The sequence below is a fragment of the Nocardia spongicola genome (assembly GCF_047200775.1).
Lineage (GTDB): Bacteria > Actinomycetota > Actinomycetes > Mycobacteriales > Mycobacteriaceae > Nocardia.
This window is the reverse complement of sequence record NZ_JBJZOO010000030.1, coordinates 1-16,835: the sequence shown is the minus strand read 5'-3', so window position 1 is coordinate 16,835 and position 16,835 is coordinate 1. Positions and strand designations below refer to the sequence as shown.

Sequence of the window (16,835 nt, the reverse complement as noted above, 5' to 3'; positions counted from 1 at the left end):
TGCCCGCGCCATGATTCATCAACAGAGTCAGGAAGTGGGATTGATGAGCATGCTGCTCGCCCAGCGCGGAGCGACCCCGCTGCCCTGAACCCCGCCGATCCACAGGTTTTGACAATATCCCGCGGATCAGTCGTTCTTCTTCGGCGTACAGGGTGTGCCCGGCCAGCTAGTCCAGTGCGTTGTCCCGGTCTGTCGCGAGTTGACGGTTATGGCGACGTACTCTGTCGAGTTCGTCAGTCATCTGCGTCAAGCGTTGGTGGGTGGTACGCAGCGCGGCGTCGAGCACTCCGGCTTGAGCGGACAGGGCACTGGCGAGGACCTTGATGTGGTGGTCATCGAAGCTGTCGAGGGCGCCGAGCGCCGCTACTATTCTCTGGGTAGCACTCTGACACAGGTACGGTGATCACCGTGCACTCCTGTCTGTTGTATGCAGCATGCTGGCGTGGTTGACGGCAATGCTGGCGGCGGACAGCACTCCGTCCAGAAGTGCCGCGAGCTGCGGAGCACCAGCGGTGCGGTGATGAGCGGCCGCGATCGAGGCGGTCGAACTGATCAGATCAGTGATGGCGGTCAGCATGTCAGCCACCCGACTGCTGTCGGCCGCACCGGGGTCCAGATCCAGGTGTGGACGCAGTGAGGTGGGCAGCTGGGCGCGGGCGGTGTCGATGAATATTGTGCGAGCGGCGGCTCTCTTGGTGTCGGGGAGGTCGCTATCCAGGCTTTTCAGTGTCAGATCGAGCTGCTCGATTGCGCAGCCTGTGCGGCGGGTGGCTTCCCGAAGTTGACTGGGGCGGTGGATGTTGCCGAGCACCTCGAGGAATGCGGTGGCGCATTGCACGAGATCACGTGCGGCCAGGGCGGGCAGGGCGGAATGGTAGTCCCGCTGGTCTGTGTTAATCATGCTGTTTTGTCCTTTGCTATGCAGGAGTGGGTTATTGGAAGGCAGGTCACCGCATCCTGAGGGATCCGGGTCGCTTGTCGTGGTCGATCAGCTTGTAGTCGTTGAACCAGAAATTGTTGCTGTCGAGCTCTTCTCGGTGCGTGATCAGATAGTCGGTGAGCTTCTGTTGGATTTCGGCGATCCGCGAGCAGAGGCCCGGTGGCAGGCTTTGGGCTCCGGTATCGGGGCAGGCGCGGGCCGGATCGTCGGCGGCGGCATAAAGGTCGACGAGCTGCTGACGTAGCTCGAGCGCACAGAGATGCACCGAGCTGGGTTGGTTGGCGGTCATACGGTTTTCGTCCTTTCATGGATGAGCGTGCAGGCTTGGCGCAGTACGCTGGCGGCGAATCGAAGATGGGAGTCGATGTTCCCGCCGACACGGTCGGGATGGGCAGGTTCGGCATCCCCGGTGGTGATGGCCCAGGCGGTAGTGGCGTGGTCGAGTAGTTCGACTGCGGCCGCCAGCAGATCGGTCACGCGTGGGAATCCAGTGTCGGAGGTGGTGAGCAGCGGACGCAGCAGGACTGGCAGCGCAGCATGTAGCTGGTCGACATTGATGCGGCCGCCGTATTCGGCGAGCTCGGACAGCGAGTTGTAGAGGCGCGCATCGAGATCAGAGCCACGCACCAAGTCGGCGGTCGCGGGGGTGTGCCCGATCTGGGTGAGGACTTTGACGAGCAAACTCGCCCACGAACCGAGGTCGGTGGCAACCTCGGTTCCCAGAGCAGTGCGGTCGATACCCGTGTAGGCGGTGCTCATGAGGATGCCTCCAGCAATTGCAGCAGGTCGGTGAGATCGCCAGACAGGTGCTGGGGTCGGCTCATCATTCCGCCTCACTGGTGTTGTTGGTTGATCTCGACTGCGGTGGGGATGTGTCGCATAAGTTGTCGAACAATGTGTTCTGGTCGGAGTTTTCGGGGGCGGGGGTGTCGAAGCCGGACATGTCCACCCCCAGTGCCTTCCATCCCTCGGAATCGTTAGAGCTCATCGGGGGCCTCCTGCTTTAATCGGGGTCGGTAAGGGGGCGTATTCCCTGGGGGAAAACGACTTACGTATGCCAGGTGGCTGGTGGGACAGCGGCGTGGGAGATGCGGTGATCGATCCCACGCCGCCGCCGTCTAGAGGTGAATGGACAGGGGGTCGGAGAAGCGGTTTCCGTTCTCAGTGGGTCCGACACTGACCAGAGTCACGGTCTCGGGCAGCATGTGCGGCTCCTGGATATTCGATACCCCGAACGTCTGGTGGCCCGTGTGGGCGAGACGTCCATTTCCATTACTGCTAGAATTCTAGCATTCCATCATTAAGGAATGCGAGTCTGATTTCTAAATTGCGGCCTGGCTATCCAGAGGTCAGGGCGGTGATTGTGCCTGCCTCGCACCGCTTGTGCTGGGATTCGGGCCCTCTCCTACATCGAGCCCAACTAGCGATCTGGGTCTGGCGGTGTTCGCGGTCCTGTCGGACGGTCACACAAAGGCGCAAAAGTCGTTGTCGCGCAAGCAGAAGGGCTCGGCGCGGACCACGCGCAGATGTTCTGTGTGGGGTGTGGTCGGGGACGCCAAGCCGTTGCATGTCCGCACTTGGCCATGCGCCTGCGGTGCGGTGCATGGCCGTGATCTGAACGCGGCAGTCAATATCCTCGCGGAGAGCGGGCCCCAGTGAAACAGAGGAACCCCACCGAAAGCGTTCTGCGCGGACGATGGGAGGAATCCTTGGCCTTTCAGGCCAAGGAGGACCTCAAGGGCTATGGCGTGTGTCCGATCGGCGGATCACCCTGGTGCCATAGGTAAAGCTGCTGCGAGTCGGCGTGGGGGCCGGGGCCCGAGCCGGTGGCGGCAGCTAGCTCGGCCCAGGCCAGGTGCAGAGGGTCGCCTGTATCGAGGAGTTTGAGTAGACGTCGGATATCGGTAGGAATGTTGCCGATGACGTGGCGGTCGCCGACCAGTTCCGCCGTTGGTGCCCAGACTGCTGCGGTGAGAGCTGAAGCAGTCGATTCTTCGCTGTGCGGGTGGATCGGCATCGGCGACACCCCTCCCTCGGCATCAGCGATTATTCCGGTATACGTCGTGGCCCGGTTCGTACCAGAGCAGGCGATCTCGGCGTAGGCGGGGGTACCGAGCGGAAACAGTACGCGTGGGACATGGAAGGCTAGTATGTCACCGACCACGATGGCCGGGTGCGAGTCAGGGTCGGCGGCCCAGCGGCAGTGCACTCGTTCTCCGGTGATGTTCTGCGTGCGCAGCTCGCGATCGAGGGCGGTGTCCAGCCATGAGTCACCAGGATCGGTAGGCAGTATTGCTTTCTCGATCGCGGTCCGCGCGGCCAGGGTGAAATTGTTGAGGTCGACAACCGCTACCGCGACCGAAGCGTCGTAGCCGAAGTAGCGGGTGGCGAATTCGGCTGCAGTCACAGGCGCGTCCGGGCTGGTCGCCAGCCATCGCAACCCCGGCGATATGTCGTCCTGCGGCGAGCCGTTGGTGAGAGGGCCCGGGAGTTCGAACAGCCACGCCCATCCATCCGGAAGCGTGCTGCGATGGCGCATGGGTATCAATGGGGTCTCCCATGCCTGGAACGCCAATCCTCGCAACGAATCCGAGACCTCTACAGATGCGTCGACCTTCCCAGTAGCGATGCGGTCACGCACGGTTTCGATGCTGTTGCGGAAGTTCTGCGCTTCGATCTGCTCCCGCGGCACAGTCAACGACACTGGTACCGGTTTCCCTTCGGCACACCATTTTTCTGGCGCCCAGTCCTGCGGCTCCCATATGGAGGCACCGACACGGGTGATCTCCTTTGTGGTCCACATCGGCAGCGGGTGCCCGATCAAGTGTGCGGCGATCGGTATCTGCTCGGCGGGGACTCGTTCAAGTTTGACGACGCGATCAGGTGAGAAGTCTGCCGGGATCCGCGCGCACCACAGTTGCGGATGGCGGTCGTCGGCAGGGAGGATCACCGCAATAGTGCCGGCCTCGCCGGTGCCGTAGCCGAGAGCGTGGGCAACCTCGCTGCGCACCGACAGCGCGTTGAATACTTGCTGCGGGTTCGGGTCGTCGACTGCAATACACAGGCTCAGCTGGAACTCCGGAGTATCGGCAAAAGCAGGCCCGTCGTCTCGGCGTAGGTACCGAACCACCCGATACAGGTGGTTACGGTATTGCTCGCCGTGCAACTTCCTCCCCGGTAGCTGCACGAACTGGCTCTCGTTGTCGCTCCAAGCTCGGCTCCACCGCACTGGCGAGTTCAATGATCCCTCGAACGCGGTGAGGCCCCTTCCGTCCAGCCGCCCCAGCCGGGCGAGAGCGTTCATGATCTTTCGCCGTGAACAGCGTGGTTTACGTTCCGATCCTCGCCAATGGGCCGGTTCGGGCAGGTCACCGTTTTCGTCGTAGATGGTGGTCATTTCCAGATGTCTCCTCACGTAGTCACGTTGTAACCGCTATTCGAGTTCGATGGGCAGGCTCTGTTGGGCAGGGGAGTTGATATCAGCTGTTGGTTCGGCTGCAAGCACGAATACGGATTTGTTTCCGAGAACAGCACGGGCTGCAGCCAGGGCGTCGGGTAGTCCGGAGGGGTTGGTCTGCTGGCCGCTGGCGGCGAGCCCGGCTGAGTGTGGTGGGACGGCCTCGGCTCCGGCTTTACCAACGGTGGTCGTGATGGCGGGACCGAACCTGATTCCCGTCAGTTGTTTCACCTGTTCACGCAATTGTTGTGGGGGTACACCGTCGAGACGGGTGTGGATCCCGGACACCCCAGTGGTGTGCGCGCTCAGCCGCACCTCGATCCCGTATACCTCGTCGTTGGTGGCAGTGACGCGGATCTGCTGGTCGAGATGGTCGCTGCGGCGAGTCAGCACGACTCCGCTCAGCATGACTCCGTTGTGGACGGTTTCCGGCCATGACGCACCGGCGCTGCGCAGGTAGCTCAGCGCAGCGTTCGAGTCGGGTGTATCGGTGAGTGTGGTCAATATCTGTGCACGCCTGTTATCTATGGCGTGTGGGTCGATCATGACCGGGTCGTGGGCGGTATCCGGGGTCCACGGCGGATACTGCGCGGCCCACTCAGGCGGTTCTTGTCTCCCGAACATCCATGCCCGCGGTGTGGCGGGCGGGCCTTTGTACAGCTCCCACCGCAAGCTTGCATGGGTGAGGTTGTCGGACAGCCGCCTCGCCCGGTCGATGTCGGGGTGGTCGAGTTTGATCACCCCGACGCGTTCACAGTCCCGGTCGACGATGTTCACAAACCGCGAAATCCACCGGCCACCACCGGGTTCGACGCCCATCATGCGATCGCTGACCTCGCACAACTGTTTTTGTAGCTGTCCACACAGTAGGTTCGCTCGGTGGGCGATGGTGTAGTGACCGGCATCGAAGGTGGTGGCCACCGCGTAGAGTTCGTTTGCAAGCCCGGCCAGGTCATGGCGGGCAAGCATCTCGGAGTCGGCGTCGAGTAATGCGCGAATCTGCGCGGCTATGCTCACACCTATCGACTTCCTTGGGGTCGTTCATGTTGCAGCGGTCGGCGAGGGCTATTCATGTCATCAGGGCTTTCATGGTGTTCACAGCATGGATATAGATACGGGCGACGATAGGTCTGCGATGTGCCCCGAAGCGGGGCATGCCACACATCGTGTCCGCCCACAGCGGCGAGAATTCCTGTATGGCACATGGCACGCAGTGATTTCAGGTACCAAGCCACCCGATTTTTCGATCTTTCAAAAGGTTTCGATGGAATCGTGGCTGGTGAAGATCGTCTCGGTGTCCTCGATGACTTGCAGTTTTTTGGCACGAAGTTGGTGTTGGTGGAGCGAGAGCATCAACACCGCGGTATACCGGCAAGACAGGTAGGCTCAGTCGTTGTGGAGGAGCTGTCGGATCCAGTGGTGAGCGTGCCTGGTGCGGATCGGGTGGCTGCACTGATCGACCCGATCTGTATCCTCTACGACGCTGTATTCTCGGGATCGCCGCACTTTTGGGACGATTCCGTGCAGCATCGTCAGGCAATGCGGCAGTTGGTCAGTGAGTCGGATTTCGGTTTGACTATCGCCGAGGCCGAGGGTGCGTTGGTCGGGTTCGCCTACGGTCATACTTTGCGAAATAACCTGTGGTGGCGTGGGTTTCGCGATCCTGTGCCGGAGCAGGTTACGCGTGAGTGGCCGGGCCGCACGTTTGCAGTCATCGACATCGCCGTCGACGACCATCATCGTCGGCGCGGGATCGGCACACAGTTGATGGAATTGCTGCTGCACGACCGATCTGAGGAGAGGGCGACGCTGGCGGTCGTTCCGGCTGCCGTCGACGCGCATGTTTTTTATGAGCAGTCGGGATGGCAGTTCGTCGGCCGTCAGGACAGTCCACCGGATTCGGGATGGTTGTCTCCGCAATTCGACATCTATGTGCGGGCGCTGGGTAAGTAGGTGTCGACCTGCTCGTTCAGGTCTCGGATCGCCGGACGCGACGCCCATGGTTGCAGGGTGGAATGGATGTCATCAAGCGCGCCCACCAACCGTGGTGAAGGGTTTTCGGCGGCCAGCATCACCGCGGATCCGGCAACTGTCGCTGCTTCGTCGACCTCGCCTCCGGCCAGCCTCGCCCGCGACAGATAGATCAGGTTGAACGCACGGTTGCGTTTGAATAAGGGGTCGATACCTGCGAGGGAATCGTCGAATGCGGCAGCGGCTGCGTCGGTGTCACCGAGGTCGAGCAGACATAATCCGCGGGTGGATATCGATAAGCCGTGATCGTAGAAGTAGGCGTACGACGTGGCCGGGGAATCCGGTGCTGTAGAGGTGAGATCGCCGATCGTATCGAGGGTTTCAAGGCAGGGGTGTTTCTGCCGGGCGGCGGCGAACGCTCGGGCGGTGACATCGGCGGCGTAGGCACGCAGCCGGGTATCGCTTGTTTGCTTCGCCCAGGCTTGGGCTGCTACGCCGCGGTCGACGCCGGAGCGCGGCGTACCGCTCCATGTGGCGAGATGGCTCATCTGGCACAGGGTGATCGCGCTCAGTCCGGCGTCTGCGGCCTCATGGGCAGCGTCGAGTGCGCGGCCGTAGGCATGTTGGGCCAGATCGTACCGGCCCAAATTGAAGTTCAGCCACCCCAGCAGTCGGGCGAAGTCGCTGCGCAGCGACAACAGCCGAGTGCGTGTTCGGTCGGTGCATCCGGTCAGTAGAGCGCCGGTGAGCCGGTACTGCGCGGCGGCGGTTTCCAGGGCCGCCTGTGGGCCGAGTGAGTCATCCAGCCGCCAAGTGCTGCTGAGTGCGGTCTCCATCAGGTCCAGGACATGGTCATCGACGGGGCCGGTCGCGGGCAGCGTCAGTTCGGTGTCGGCGGAGCCGGACAAGGCTGCGATCAAGGGTTCGGTTCCCACAGCGCCAGTGATGACGCCCAGCAAGCGGAGCAGTTCACGGCGGTGCACATCCACACCTTCGTCGAGGATCAGTAGTTGCTTCACCCAATGTAGCGCCCCAGGTCGGCGCAGGCGCGTGGCGTGCTTGTCGACCAATGCCAGGATGTCGTCCACCAGCTCGGTCCCCGACCCGGTGGTCACCGTGGGCGGGATACCGCACCCAGTCGGAGCTATTGCTTCATCGAAGCGCCGCCGAGCTTCGGGATTCAGCCAGTCGAGGAGAGTTTCCATCAGATCTGCGCTACGAGCGCTGAGCTTCACCGCCGACCCACCCTGCTCCCAATAACCGACGGTGCGTTGCGCTACGCCAGTTCGTGCGGCGAACTGCCTCTGCGTCATCCGGTACGCGCGCCGTAACTCCTGCACCTCCTTACCTGTCCACTTCATCTGAAGTCCCCTGCCCCTGCATCGTCGGCGTGTCGATTGCTAGCAGATTAGTACCCAATTGCCTTTTCTTGCCTGGTATTCCGTAGCTCGAGCATAGATGCTGGAGATACCCGATACCAGGCACACATCCACACGCGATCTATTCGTTCGGGAGGTAGCAGTGCACAACGGATTCGATGCCTGTATCAGTAGCTCCGAGGACTAATAGGTCTGAAAATCTCTAGGAGACAAAATGATCGACACCATCACCCAGCCAGTCCTACCCGATTGGGGTCAGATGCTGGCAGCATGCTGGGGCAGTGCCAATAACGACGACAGCGATATGCACCCCATAGTAAAAGCAGTGACGAAACTGGCAACGATCGGCCAAAACGACAACTGCCGTGCAGAGCTTATCTCCGAGATCAACTCGTGGGTCATCGACTGGGTACCCGGACTGGACACTCTTGGTGACACTGTCAGCGAGTTCACCAATTACATTGTGGCCGCACGCATACATGTAGAAGCCGATCACGCCTCCGAACTCGATATGGAAAAACTGGCCAACGCATGGACCCAGGTGGTGGCCGAAGTGGAAGCTTTTCGCGCGACTCTGCTCCGGAGTCGTCAGCGCCAGTCAGCAACCGTGAGATGAACCCATCACTGAGGTCGATGACTGGTGCCGGTTCACCGGCACCAGTCAGTCACCGCGTGCACGGTCATCTCGGTGCCGTTGTCCATCCGGATATGCTCCAGTGCAGAGAGTGAGCCATTTCATCCGTGATGGATAACGCTGGGACACGTCATGATCGTGCTGCTTTGCCGAGCGCGTCGAATCGTAGGCGGAATTCCTCGCTATCGGTGCCGGAGTGTGATGCGGCGGCCGCGCGGACTGGGGTGAGTTCGGCGACGAGTCTGGACGATTTGACGGTGCCTTCCAGCATGGTGAGCGCGTGCAAGCCTTCGGTGACAGCGGTCTGGGTGTCGCCGTGTTTAGCCAATGCGGCGGCGTAGTAGGTGCGGTAGGAGGCTTCATCGCGTGGTTGGAGTGCGTTGCTGGTGATGGCGTCGCGATAGGTGGAGACGGCTTTGTCGTGCTCGCCGAGGTAGCTGCGTGTCCGGGCTTCGATCACGCGGATTTCGGCTGGGGTGACGAAGAGTAAACCGATGGTGTCGTTGGGGTCGTCGAGGCCGCGATCGACTTCGCGCCATGCTTGTGAGATGGCAGCGGTGGCACCGCGGGTATCGCCGACTGCAGGACTCAGGGCCCTGAGTCCTGCCTCATACCAGAACAACAACTGGTGCAGACAGCTCTCTACCCCTGGTGCCCTCGCACCAGGGGCTCCGCGATCGGTTCGAAACCCTCAGGTAGGGCAATCTCGAACCGCTGGCACAGCAGCGGCACATCGTGATGATCGACAGCACGCGCCGGGTACCCGGTATGCCAGCGCACCGCCCACTCCGCCGACTCACACCGCACCGCGACCCCCGCGACCGAGCCACGGCCAGCAAGCGCCTCGGCAGGAAAGGGACCGCCGTCCACCACCGATCCGTAATGCAAGCTCCCATCCGCCAGCGGTTCATACAGATGCAGGTCCACCCGTAGTCGACCGCCGTCGTGCAGGACGAAGTTCCACGGCCGATCACCAGGCCAGGGAAAGATCCGGTCGATACCGACCTCGGAGAATGCGACGAACAGCCGCTCCAGATCCGCGGCAGGCGCCCACACATCAAGGTCCGAATGCTCGCGCGTCTGCTCTCCCAGCAGCGCATCCACTCCCCACCCACCACCGACACACGCATGCACACGATGGGCGTCGAGTCGACCCCAGAGCGTAACCACGTCTTGCGCTGACATCGAATAATGGCTCACCACACCAGAGTAGAGGAAAGCCAGCTCCCCGCCGCTGCTCCCGACCCTCTTGAACTCATTGTCGAAGGCCTTCATACCGCCACCGATCGGCGCGATCAACGCCAGCAGCCGTATCCTGACCTACTGTTCACCGGACTCCGGTGGGATTCCCCGCATTCACAGTTGCAAAGCGTGGCCATGCTTCCGACCCCGATCGCCTCGCTGCCGGGCCGCTGTTGAGTGGTGCTCACCGGAGCACCGACACGAGATGAAAGCACACGACTGGTGACTACGCCTTCGCGGGCTGTGTCCGTGACTGGGTGAGAATACAGTTCACTCAAGATATTTCGAGGTCCTGCTTGAGATCATCGGGTAGTGGCCGGAGGGAGGGGAAGATTCCATGCGAATGTTCGATCGTATCCACCGGGGAGACGTCCACGATATCGTGGCGGCCGATGTCTTCGGCCCACCGCCACCTGATCATGTGCCCTTGGATGCTCAGGTTCTGCGGCACATCGTTCGTGACTGTGTGCGAGTGACCGCCGATCAGTGCGCGGACTGGGTCAAAGTGATGAAGGAGTCCGGGCGTGCCCCTTTGCCCACGGCGACCTCCGGCCTGCTGCGGTTGCCGTTCGAGTCGATGTGGATCGAATGGGAGGCCCGCGGCATGCCAGGTTTTTCCCCGCACAAGCCGCCGCAGGCGGCGGCTTGGGTCGCGGGGTATTCACCGCCAGAGTGGGCACCGGCCGGATCGGTTCAGCTCCTCGAGTTCATGTCCTTTGTCGGGTTCCCTGACAAGATCATCTACTACCCTGGGGTCGTCGTAGCGTTCATTGATGAACGTGGACAGCTCCTGGAGATGGGTGCTAGTGGCATCGACGCCGCGCAGGGTGCGCAGGTGTCTATGCCTACGCTGCCCGCGTTCATGGCCATCGCGATCATGAACTGCCGCAACACCGAAGTCATCGAAACTCGAGATCGCAGCCGCGAGGCCCGCCGCCCCAAGAAGGGCAGCACCCGGCCCAGTAAGCCGCTGATCCACCACGAGATCACCCTGCCTGGAAGCCCACCACGGTTGGGAAGCGGCGCTGGAGCTCCGGGACTCGGCGGCGGCCCTGCACCGTGGCACCTCGTACGAGGCCACTTCAAGACCTACACCGATGAGGCACCTCTGATGGGCAAGCACGTCGGCACCTACTGGTGGCAGCCAGCTGTGAGAGGAGACCGGCAACACGGAGTGATCCAGTCCAGCTACAACGTGATCCCGATCCCCACCACATCAGACGGTCTTGCGTAGTAGCTATTTCGGCATGCGCGGGGTACGTTGTGAGCACTGCGCCGTCCCCACGGCAGATATCGCATTTGGGCGCCTGGGTCGGTCTCGCACAGTAGTTCGGTGTGTCAGCCGTGTTTGCCGTGTCGGCGCAGGCGCCTGTTCGGTGGGTGTGGGGGTGTCGGGGTTGGTTTATCGGATTTCGCGGGCATGGTTGTGGTTGTCGGTGTATGCGATGTCGTTTGTGGTGATGTCGGTGGAGAGGGGGCCGATCCAGTTGCGGGGGTGGCCGGGTGTTGTGGGGTCGGTGGTGGCGCGGTGGAGCCATTCTCGTAGGTCGCCGTCGAGGTTGTAGAACCAGCCGTCGGCCTCGATGTAGAAGCGTGGGTTGCCGCTGAACTCGTATCCGTCGTAGGAGTCCCAGACACAGACCAGGTGCAGTCCGGAAAGTTCGCTGATGCGTCCGAGGATTTCCTCGACACCGACGGGTGTGTATTCCTCGGCCATGGAGCCGCGCAGATCCTCGGGTACAGGGAAAGTGCTTGCTGCGCTGTCGATTACGGCTTGGCGTCCAGCTCTCGGCGCCGCGGGGTCGTGTATGTGCATTTCGTTGTGGAGGTGCCTGTGTGCTTGGGCGGCCAGTGCGCGCTGCTTTTTGCTCAGGTCGTCGATCTCGCCATATATCGCCTCGACGGCGGTGCGAACAAGGCACTCGATTTCGTCGGTGTCGAAGTTGTGACTGATGCCGCGGTGATGTTCATTTCGCTCCTTGCGATCGAGTGCGGGTCGGGGACGCTATGAGCGGCCTCGACCCGCGTCTGGTCCTCTGTTCGGCCGCTTCGCGTGCCACCTTGTCCTTCGCCGTCGGGGGCTCGGCGTCGCCCACCGGCGTCGCCGCGCGGCAGACCGAACTCAAGCGGCGCAAGCAGATGGTGATCGGCATGCGTGGCCGATTCGGCGAGCTCGGGGACGCGCTCGCTGTTGCCCGCGAGGCCGAGCGCGGCCTGATGGTCGAGTTCAACCGGTCCTGATTCATCGTCGCGTCCCGATAGCCGGTTCGGGCATCTCGTCCCAGGTCCGGCCGTCCAGCATCCGGCCGCCCGATTTCGGCGTGATGCCGCCGACCTGTTTGAAAAAGAAGCGAACATCTTGGTCAACGCAGTGATCGCGAAGATCGCGGACCCAGTCCAACTCTATCGGGCGATGCCCTCGGCCGCTTTCACCGCCGACGATGACCCAGTCGATGCCCTCCAAGTTCAGGTTCGGCAACGGGCCCAGCAGCGGCTCCAGCGACAGGAACCGCACCGCTGCGGGTATCTTGCGTAATTCGTCTGCCCGCCAGCAGTATTCGTCGGATTCGATGCTGGTCCCCAGCCATACGTTCGGCAGCGGCCAGGGCGCGTTCGCGGCCGGCCGGTCACTGACGTGATCGCCACTGTTGCCGTCCTCAAGCGGTGACGACTGCGCCATCCGCTGCCGGAACCCCTGCTCCGACAGCAGTTTCGCCAACCGGCCGGGCCGCTTGGTCAGAACCTGGAACGTGTGATGTCCGGCCACCCCCATGACCGCGAACACCGCGGCCAGGAAGTCGCGGTCGATCCGGGCATGCCCGAGGTCACTCATCGAATTCACGAAGACCATTCGAGGCTTCTGCCAGCGCAAAGGCTCGGTCAACACCTCCCGGTGAACAGCCACGCCGAAACCCGGACCGCTCGTTCGAGGATCGCCGTCCGTCTGATACTTGGCCACACCCATAGCCTTCAGCCGCTTGGCCATCGTCAACGCATAACAGTGATCGCAACCAGCGGAAATCCGGTCACACCCAGTCGTCGGATTCCACGTGACCTCGGTCCACTCGATACGCGACACGCTCATGACCGACCCTCCGGCGCCGGGTTGGTGCACGACAGCTGTCGTGCACACGAAAACGGTTTCTGGCGGGGTGCCGTGGTGAAGGCGTGGCGAGGGCGGTAGGTGTCGTCGGTCTGCTCCTCGGTGCAGCCGATCGCGCGGGCGTGCTCGAGGGCGGCGGCGTCGGCCTGTACCGCGCCCATGGTTTCGGTGAGAGAGTGGTACATGGGAGTGGGCTCCTGGGAGCTAGGAGGGGGGAGGGGGCCGGATGGCCCGCCCCCTTTTCACCGCATACTGCGTATGGAATTTGTTGCCGGTGTCGGGCCGGGACCTCTTCCCGGCCCGACACCGGCAGTGTGGTCGGTCGATCGGGACAGCGGCCCCGTTACTGGGATACCTCCACGCTCGTGATGTTGCGCTCGAGCATGTTGTCGAAGTGGTCGCCTTCCGAAGCGCCGATCAATTCCTTGGTCGCGTCACGGTCGTCGATACGAGGTGGTCGACCAATGCGGTCGCCGTGTCGGCGAGGGCGAGGGCTGCGGCGTGCTCGTTGTCGGTGCTTGGTCCGTCTGCGGCCGCACGGTAGGTCTCGACCGCTGTCTTCAGGTCTATGAGCAGTTTGGAGCTGTTGGTCATGGTGTGCCTTCCGGTTGGGGTGTTCGGTGGGTGTCGGTGGGTGCGGGCTCTTTCGCCGACGACCATATATTCCATAATAGTGGAATACTAGAATTATGTATGATGGGTGTCGGGGGTGTAGGTCGTTCCCGCCGTCTCCCGCCAGATCCTGTTGTTCGTCGAAGGGCCTGCCAGTGACATCACCGTTTCTCATGTCGCCTGTGACCGCTACCGATCCGGTGTCTCCGCCTCGCCCCGGCCCGCAGTCGGGTCCGGGGTGTGGTATCGGGGGCAGGGCATCCGGCGGCCCCGATCGGTGGCGGCCGGGGGAGGAGGGGCGTCATCTCGCGGGGGTGCCGCGGCGAGGTCGCGCGGCGGGTGTCGCCGGGTGTGTTCGTCGTATCGCCTGTCGGGCGCTCGGGCTGCCCGATCCGATGAGTGATCTCACCGGCGAGACCGCTGTGTCGTTGTCGGGGCGGCTCGGTGACGTCCCGGACTATCGTGCGAATCCGGGCCCCGACCCTCACCCACGCCTGTTCGGGTCGGGTGATGGGCGATGAGTTTTCCGCCGGATGAGATCGTGTGTGCGGGGTGCGGGGCGCATGGCTCGCGTGAATGCTGTTGGAACTGCGGTCGCGACAAGGAGGACAACCTGCTCCAGGGTGCCGCGAAGCGGGCCGGACCGGCGCGTGTCGAACGGCAAGGCCGTTCGGGGCGTATCCCAGCGGCGAGGGCGTTGGGCAAGGGCCCGGAATTGGGGCGCGACCGATGAACCCCCCGACCCTCACCGCCGACAGTTTCGCGGACCGCGACCCCGCCGACCTGCTCCCGATTCTCGGAAACATGCACGGCTACCTGGTCCGCTACCTCGTCCATGTCGACAGCTCCCACCCGCGGCAGTCTCGGTTCCAGGTCGAGGTCTTCTCGCCCGCGACCATGCGGTGGAACGAGCTGTGGGCGCTTGACCCGCACGAGTTCTACGTCTCGGGTGGCCCGCCCGAGGCCATGGAGCTCGACCCGACCAGCTTCTTCGGCGCGGTCGAGGTCGACATCGACGCCGAACTCGCCGCGCTCGGACCGGCTGGTTATCGGCCGCTGCGGGTGCGCGACACCCTGTTCTGACCGGCCGCCGCAGTGTCGGCGCCGAGCAGTGTCGCGACAGTGGCCCGCTCGGTGGCGAGGTCGACCGGTTCGCCGGCGAGCGTATCGAGCAACTGCTGCAGCGGCCACTGGTGCAGGGCTCCGTATCGGGCGGAGTACAGGGCCACGGTGTGGAGTGCGAAGGTGTCGGTGGTGTCGAACAGGACGTAGCCGATGACCTGGTAGATATCGGCCAGCGACAGCGAGTCCGAGCGCTGGCCGGATTTGCGGTTGAGGCTGCCGAGCCGGGTCTTGAACTCGACCAGCACGCCGTCGACGATGAGATCGGCGTCGGCACCGCAGTACAGGGACGCGGCGAAGGTCGGCCCCAACGCCACCCGCTCCGGAGCGGCGGTCAGCACCTCACCCAGTTCGGCGACTGCCAGCATGTACAACGACCGCAGCTGCGCGACGGCATCGGCCGACGCCAGCCCGAGCAGCCCATCAACGGTGAAGGCGCCGCTGCGGATGGGGTCGGCCAGCGGGGAGTTGGGGAAGACGAAGGGGTTGCGATACAGCTCGGTGCACAGCGCCAGCGCCCAGCTCGCGCGGGCGACCATCGTGAAGGTCTGTTCGGACATCGGCCGGGTGTGGGCGTTGCCCGCCAGTTTCGCCAGCTCGGCGACGACATCGCAGTATTCGGGCCGGTTGAAGATCGGTTCGGCGATGAGCGCGGTCTGCGGCAGATAGCCGGGGTTGAGGGTGAACCGCAGCAGGTAGTCGAACGCCGTGCCGACGGTGCCGGCGCTGGCACCGTCGCCCTCGACCAATAGCGTTCCCGCTGCCGCTCGATAGTCGGCCTGGACGGGTTTGAGATTCGGGAACCGTTTGTCGAGGTAGAGGCGCAGCGGACAGTTCTTGTCGGCGATCGCGCCGGTCAGGCTCGAGTATTGGTAGCGCATGGGCATGACTGTGGCACGCGCCACCGACATGTCGGTGCCCGATGCGACCATGAGCGCCACGTCGTGTTCTCGGTAAGAGCGGGAACGTATTTCAGATGGCAGGGGATCAATCATGGGGTACACCTACATATCTCGGTTCGAGACCGGGGATCTGTGCAAGTTCGGCAAAGCCTCCACCCTCGCGGCGCGCCAATCCACGCTGCGCACCGGTAGCAGCGGCAAGCTCGAGCTGTTCGACTACGTCGAGACCGAGCACGCGCTCACCGGGGAGCAGTTCCTCAAGCAGCGCTGGGCCGCGCGCCTGCACCGCTACCGCTCGGAGATATTCCGGCTCACCGAGGACGAATGCCGGGCCGCGATGAGCGAACTGCGCCACTACCTCGACCACGAACTGCCCGCGGAACTCGCCCAGAAGGCTGAGCTGGCCGAACTCGAAACCGCCGACAACGACGACACCCTCATCGAAGCCGACCCCGACATCACCGCCGCGCACCGGCGCCTGGTCGACATCGAAGCGCAGCTGCGCCGCCTGGCCGCTGAGGCCGAGCCGCTGCGCCGTGCGTTGATGCTCGCGATCGGCAAGAACTGCGGTATCGCCGGTGTGGCGACCTTCGACAAGGCCGACTCCAACCGCTCGTTCAACACCGCACGCTTCGCCGCCGAGTATCCCGAGCTGTATGCGCAGTTCCAGAAGAAGGTGTTCGACACCACCGCGTTCAGCAAGGCCCACCGCGACCTGGCCGAAACGTTCAAGGAGACCGGCAAGAAGCGCACTTTCTTCCTGATCCAAGACCTGCACGCCTGATCCCCTGCGGTATCCGGGACGGGCCGGTGCCCGGCGGCATATCGTTGCCGGGCATGGCAACCGCAACAATTTCTATCGACGATGCACTGATGGCGCAGGTTCGTGAAGCGGCCGGAGACGACCTTTCGACGTGGATCGCCCGCGCATGCCTGGCCCAGCTGCTCACGGCGGCAGCGCGGGCGGGCCGCGACTGGGAGCTGGCGCACCCGGAGCTGGCCGCCGCCGCTCGAGCCGAGGATGCGGTCCGGGCGCTGGAAGCAGAAGCCGAACACGAAATCACCGAACATGCCCACGCCCTCGCGGACAGCCGTGTCCAGGGCACCGCCCCCACCACCGCGGACTACCTCGCCGCCCACCGCCATGTCCGCGAACTGCTCGACCGCGCCGAGGAACAACTCCGCCGAGGCTGAGTTCACAACGCCGCTTTCACGAGATCGGTTCCGCACCAACGATTCCCGAGCAGTCACCGGTCGAGGTTGCGGTAGACGGTCTTGCGTGACACCGCGACCGCCTCTTAGAAGGGTGGTTCGGTTTCGTTGTTTGTTGGTGGGGTGTGGTCGTTTGTGTGTGGTTGTTGTGGTGGGGTGGGTTCTGTGTGTGGTGAGGGTGTGGGTGTGCTCTGTCGTGCTGTGTGTAGCGATTCGGGTGGGGTGTAGTGATGTCGCCAGTGGGGGTGGGTGGTGAGTTGT

At 63.2% G+C, this 16,835-nt stretch carries 24 protein-coding genes; 10 read left to right on the top strand and 14 right to left on the bottom strand.

Going from position 1 to position 16,835, the window contains the following annotated elements:
• Positions 1-208 precede the first annotated feature (208 nt).
• Entirely contained in the window at positions 209-403 is a 195-nt protein-coding gene (locus ACL02S_RS23915; RefSeq protein ID WP_412804750.1) for a hypothetical protein, read from the top strand.
• Here the strand turns inward: ACL02S_RS23915 and ACL02S_RS23910 are convergent, their stop codons facing one another.
• From ACL02S_RS23910 to ACL02S_RS23895, 4 genes are all read right to left on the bottom strand, one after another.
• Entirely contained in the window at positions 404-901 is a 498-nt protein-coding gene (locus ACL02S_RS23910) for a hypothetical protein (RefSeq protein WP_412804749.1), read from the bottom strand.
• 46 nt (positions 902-947) lie between these two features.
• Positions 948-1,229: a hypothetical protein gene (locus tag ACL02S_RS23905; protein WP_412804748.1), complete on the bottom strand. Its 282-nt coding sequence runs from the start codon at positions 1,227-1,229 to the stop codon at positions 948-950.
• Positions 1,226-1,699, bottom strand: a complete 474-nt coding sequence (locus ACL02S_RS23900) for a hypothetical protein (RefSeq protein ID WP_412804747.1) — start codon at positions 1,697-1,699, stop codon at positions 1,226-1,228. Before ACL02S_RS23900 ends, ACL02S_RS23905 begins: the two co-directional genes overlap by 4 nt.
• A gap of 64 nt (positions 1,700-1,763) precedes the next feature.
• On the bottom strand, positions 1,764-1,928 hold the full coding sequence (locus ACL02S_RS23895; RefSeq protein WP_412804746.1) for a hypothetical protein: 165 nt from the start codon (positions 1,926-1,928) through the stop codon (positions 1,764-1,766).
• A gap of 395 nt (positions 1,929-2,323) precedes the next feature.
• On the opposite strand from ACL02S_RS23895, the gene ACL02S_RS23890 reads away from it, so the two are divergent.
• Positions 2,324-2,599: a zinc ribbon domain-containing protein gene (locus ACL02S_RS23890; RefSeq protein WP_412804745.1), complete on the top strand. Its 276-nt coding sequence runs from the start codon at positions 2,324-2,326 to the stop codon at positions 2,597-2,599.
• A gap of 82 nt (positions 2,600-2,681) precedes the next feature.
• Here ACL02S_RS23890 and ACL02S_RS23885 read toward each other — a convergent pair whose 3' ends face one another.
• Together ACL02S_RS23885 and ACL02S_RS23880 are read right to left on the bottom strand one after the other, a co-directional pair.
• Complete coding sequence (locus ACL02S_RS23885) at positions 2,682-4,337, bottom strand: hypothetical protein (RefSeq protein WP_412804744.1); 1,656 nt, start codon at positions 4,335-4,337, stop codon at positions 2,682-2,684.
• Between the two features lie 36 nt (positions 4,338-4,373).
• On the bottom strand, positions 4,374-5,414 hold the full coding sequence (locus ACL02S_RS23880) for a hypothetical protein (protein WP_412804743.1): 1,041 nt from the start codon (positions 5,412-5,414) through the stop codon (positions 4,374-4,376).
• A gap of 186 nt (positions 5,415-5,600) precedes the next feature.
• Here ACL02S_RS23880 and ACL02S_RS23875 point away from each other — a divergent pair, with 186 nt between their 5' ends.
• Entirely contained in the window at positions 5,601-6,350 is a 750-nt protein-coding gene (locus tag ACL02S_RS23875; protein ID WP_412804742.1) for a GNAT family N-acetyltransferase, read from the top strand.
• Here the strand turns inward: ACL02S_RS23875 and ACL02S_RS23870 are convergent.
• Positions 6,326-7,729 carry a helix-turn-helix domain-containing protein gene (locus ACL02S_RS23870; protein WP_412804741.1) on the bottom strand — a complete coding sequence of 468 codons (1,404 nt, stop codon included), beginning with the start codon at positions 7,727-7,729 and terminating at the stop codon, positions 6,326-6,328. The two genes, ACL02S_RS23875 and ACL02S_RS23870, sit on opposite strands and share 25 nt — an antisense overlap.
• A gap of 232 nt (positions 7,730-7,961) precedes the next feature.
• Here ACL02S_RS23870 and ACL02S_RS23865 point away from each other — a divergent pair, with 232 nt between their 5' ends.
• Complete coding sequence (locus ACL02S_RS23865) at positions 7,962-8,363, top strand: hypothetical protein (RefSeq protein WP_412804740.1); 402 nt, start codon at positions 7,962-7,964, stop codon at positions 8,361-8,363.
• A 148-nt stretch (positions 8,364-8,511) separates the two neighbouring features.
• Here ACL02S_RS23865 and ACL02S_RS23860 read toward each other — a convergent pair whose 3' ends face one another.
• Positions 8,512-9,006, bottom strand: coding sequence for a hypothetical protein (locus ACL02S_RS23860; RefSeq protein ID WP_412804739.1), 495 nt, complete (start codon positions 9,004-9,006; stop codon positions 8,512-8,514).
• Positions 9,007-9,023: 17 nt separating this feature from the next.
• Positions 9,024-9,680 (bottom strand): nucleotidyltransferase domain-containing protein, encoded by a 657-nt coding sequence (locus ACL02S_RS23855; RefSeq protein ID WP_412804738.1) that lies wholly within the window; start codon positions 9,678-9,680, stop codon positions 9,024-9,026.
• A 280-nt stretch (positions 9,681-9,960) separates the two neighbouring features.
• Here ACL02S_RS23855 and ACL02S_RS23850 point away from each other — a divergent pair, with 280 nt between their 5' ends.
• Positions 9,961-10,857 (top strand): hypothetical protein, encoded by an 897-nt coding sequence (locus ACL02S_RS23850; RefSeq protein WP_412804737.1) that lies wholly within the window; start codon positions 9,961-9,963, stop codon positions 10,855-10,857.
• Positions 10,858-11,025: 168 nt separating this feature from the next.
• On the opposite strand, the gene ACL02S_RS23845 is transcribed toward ACL02S_RS23850, so the two are convergent.
• On the bottom strand, positions 11,026-11,340 hold the full coding sequence (locus tag ACL02S_RS23845; RefSeq protein WP_412804736.1) for a hypothetical protein: 315 nt from the start codon (positions 11,338-11,340) through the stop codon (positions 11,026-11,028).
• A gap of 93 nt (positions 11,341-11,433) precedes the next feature.
• Here ACL02S_RS23845 and ACL02S_RS23840 point away from each other — a divergent pair, with 93 nt between their 5' ends.
• Both ACL02S_RS23840 and ACL02S_RS23835 read left to right on the top strand, forming a co-directional pair.
• Complete coding sequence (locus ACL02S_RS23840) at positions 11,434-11,634, top strand: hypothetical protein (RefSeq protein WP_412804735.1); 201 nt, start codon at positions 11,434-11,436, stop codon at positions 11,632-11,634.
• Entirely contained in the window at positions 11,631-11,864 is a 234-nt protein-coding gene (locus tag ACL02S_RS23835; RefSeq protein WP_412804734.1) for a hypothetical protein, read from the top strand. Before ACL02S_RS23840 ends, ACL02S_RS23835 begins: the two co-directional genes overlap by 4 nt.
• Before the next feature lies 1 nt (position 11,865).
• Here ACL02S_RS23835 and ACL02S_RS23830 read toward each other — a convergent pair whose 3' ends face one another.
• The 3 genes from ACL02S_RS23830 to ACL02S_RS23820 form a co-directional block, all read right to left on the bottom strand.
• Positions 11,866-12,708 carry a DUF5131 family protein gene (locus ACL02S_RS23830; RefSeq protein WP_412804733.1) on the bottom strand — a complete coding sequence of 281 codons (843 nt, stop codon included), beginning with the start codon at positions 12,706-12,708 and terminating at the stop codon, positions 11,866-11,868.
• Complete coding sequence (locus ACL02S_RS23825) at positions 12,705-12,911, bottom strand: hypothetical protein (RefSeq protein WP_412804732.1); 207 nt, start codon at positions 12,909-12,911, stop codon at positions 12,705-12,707. Before ACL02S_RS23825 ends, ACL02S_RS23830 begins: the two co-directional genes overlap by 4 nt.
• Positions 12,912-13,143: 232 nt before the next feature.
• Positions 13,144-13,320 (bottom strand): hypothetical protein, encoded by a 177-nt coding sequence (locus tag ACL02S_RS23820; RefSeq protein WP_412804731.1) that lies wholly within the window; start codon positions 13,318-13,320, stop codon positions 13,144-13,146.
• A gap of 747 nt (positions 13,321-14,067) precedes the next feature.
• Between ACL02S_RS23820 and ACL02S_RS23815 the strand changes: the two genes are divergently transcribed.
• On the top strand, positions 14,068-14,421 hold the full coding sequence (locus ACL02S_RS23815) for a hypothetical protein (protein ID WP_412804751.1): 354 nt from the start codon (positions 14,068-14,070) through the stop codon (positions 14,419-14,421).
• Here the strand turns inward: ACL02S_RS23815 and ACL02S_RS23810 are convergent.
• Complete coding sequence (locus ACL02S_RS23810) at positions 14,385-15,341, bottom strand: hypothetical protein (RefSeq protein WP_412804730.1); 957 nt, start codon at positions 15,339-15,341, stop codon at positions 14,385-14,387. The genes ACL02S_RS23815 and ACL02S_RS23810 overlap by 37 nt on opposite strands.
• 112 nt (positions 15,342-15,453) lie before the next feature.
• On the opposite strand from ACL02S_RS23810, the gene ACL02S_RS23805 reads away from it, so the two are divergent.
• The gene (locus ACL02S_RS23805) at positions 15,454-16,146 is read left to right on the top strand and encodes a hypothetical protein (protein WP_412804729.1); all 693 of its coding nucleotides are present in this window, start codon (positions 15,454-15,456) and stop codon (positions 16,144-16,146) included.
• Between the two features lie 53 nt (positions 16,147-16,199).
• Positions 16,200-16,556: a hypothetical protein gene (locus ACL02S_RS23800; protein ID WP_412804728.1), complete on the top strand. Its 357-nt coding sequence runs from the start codon at positions 16,200-16,202 to the stop codon at positions 16,554-16,556.
• The last annotated feature ends 279 nt before the right edge of the window (positions 16,557-16,835 follow it).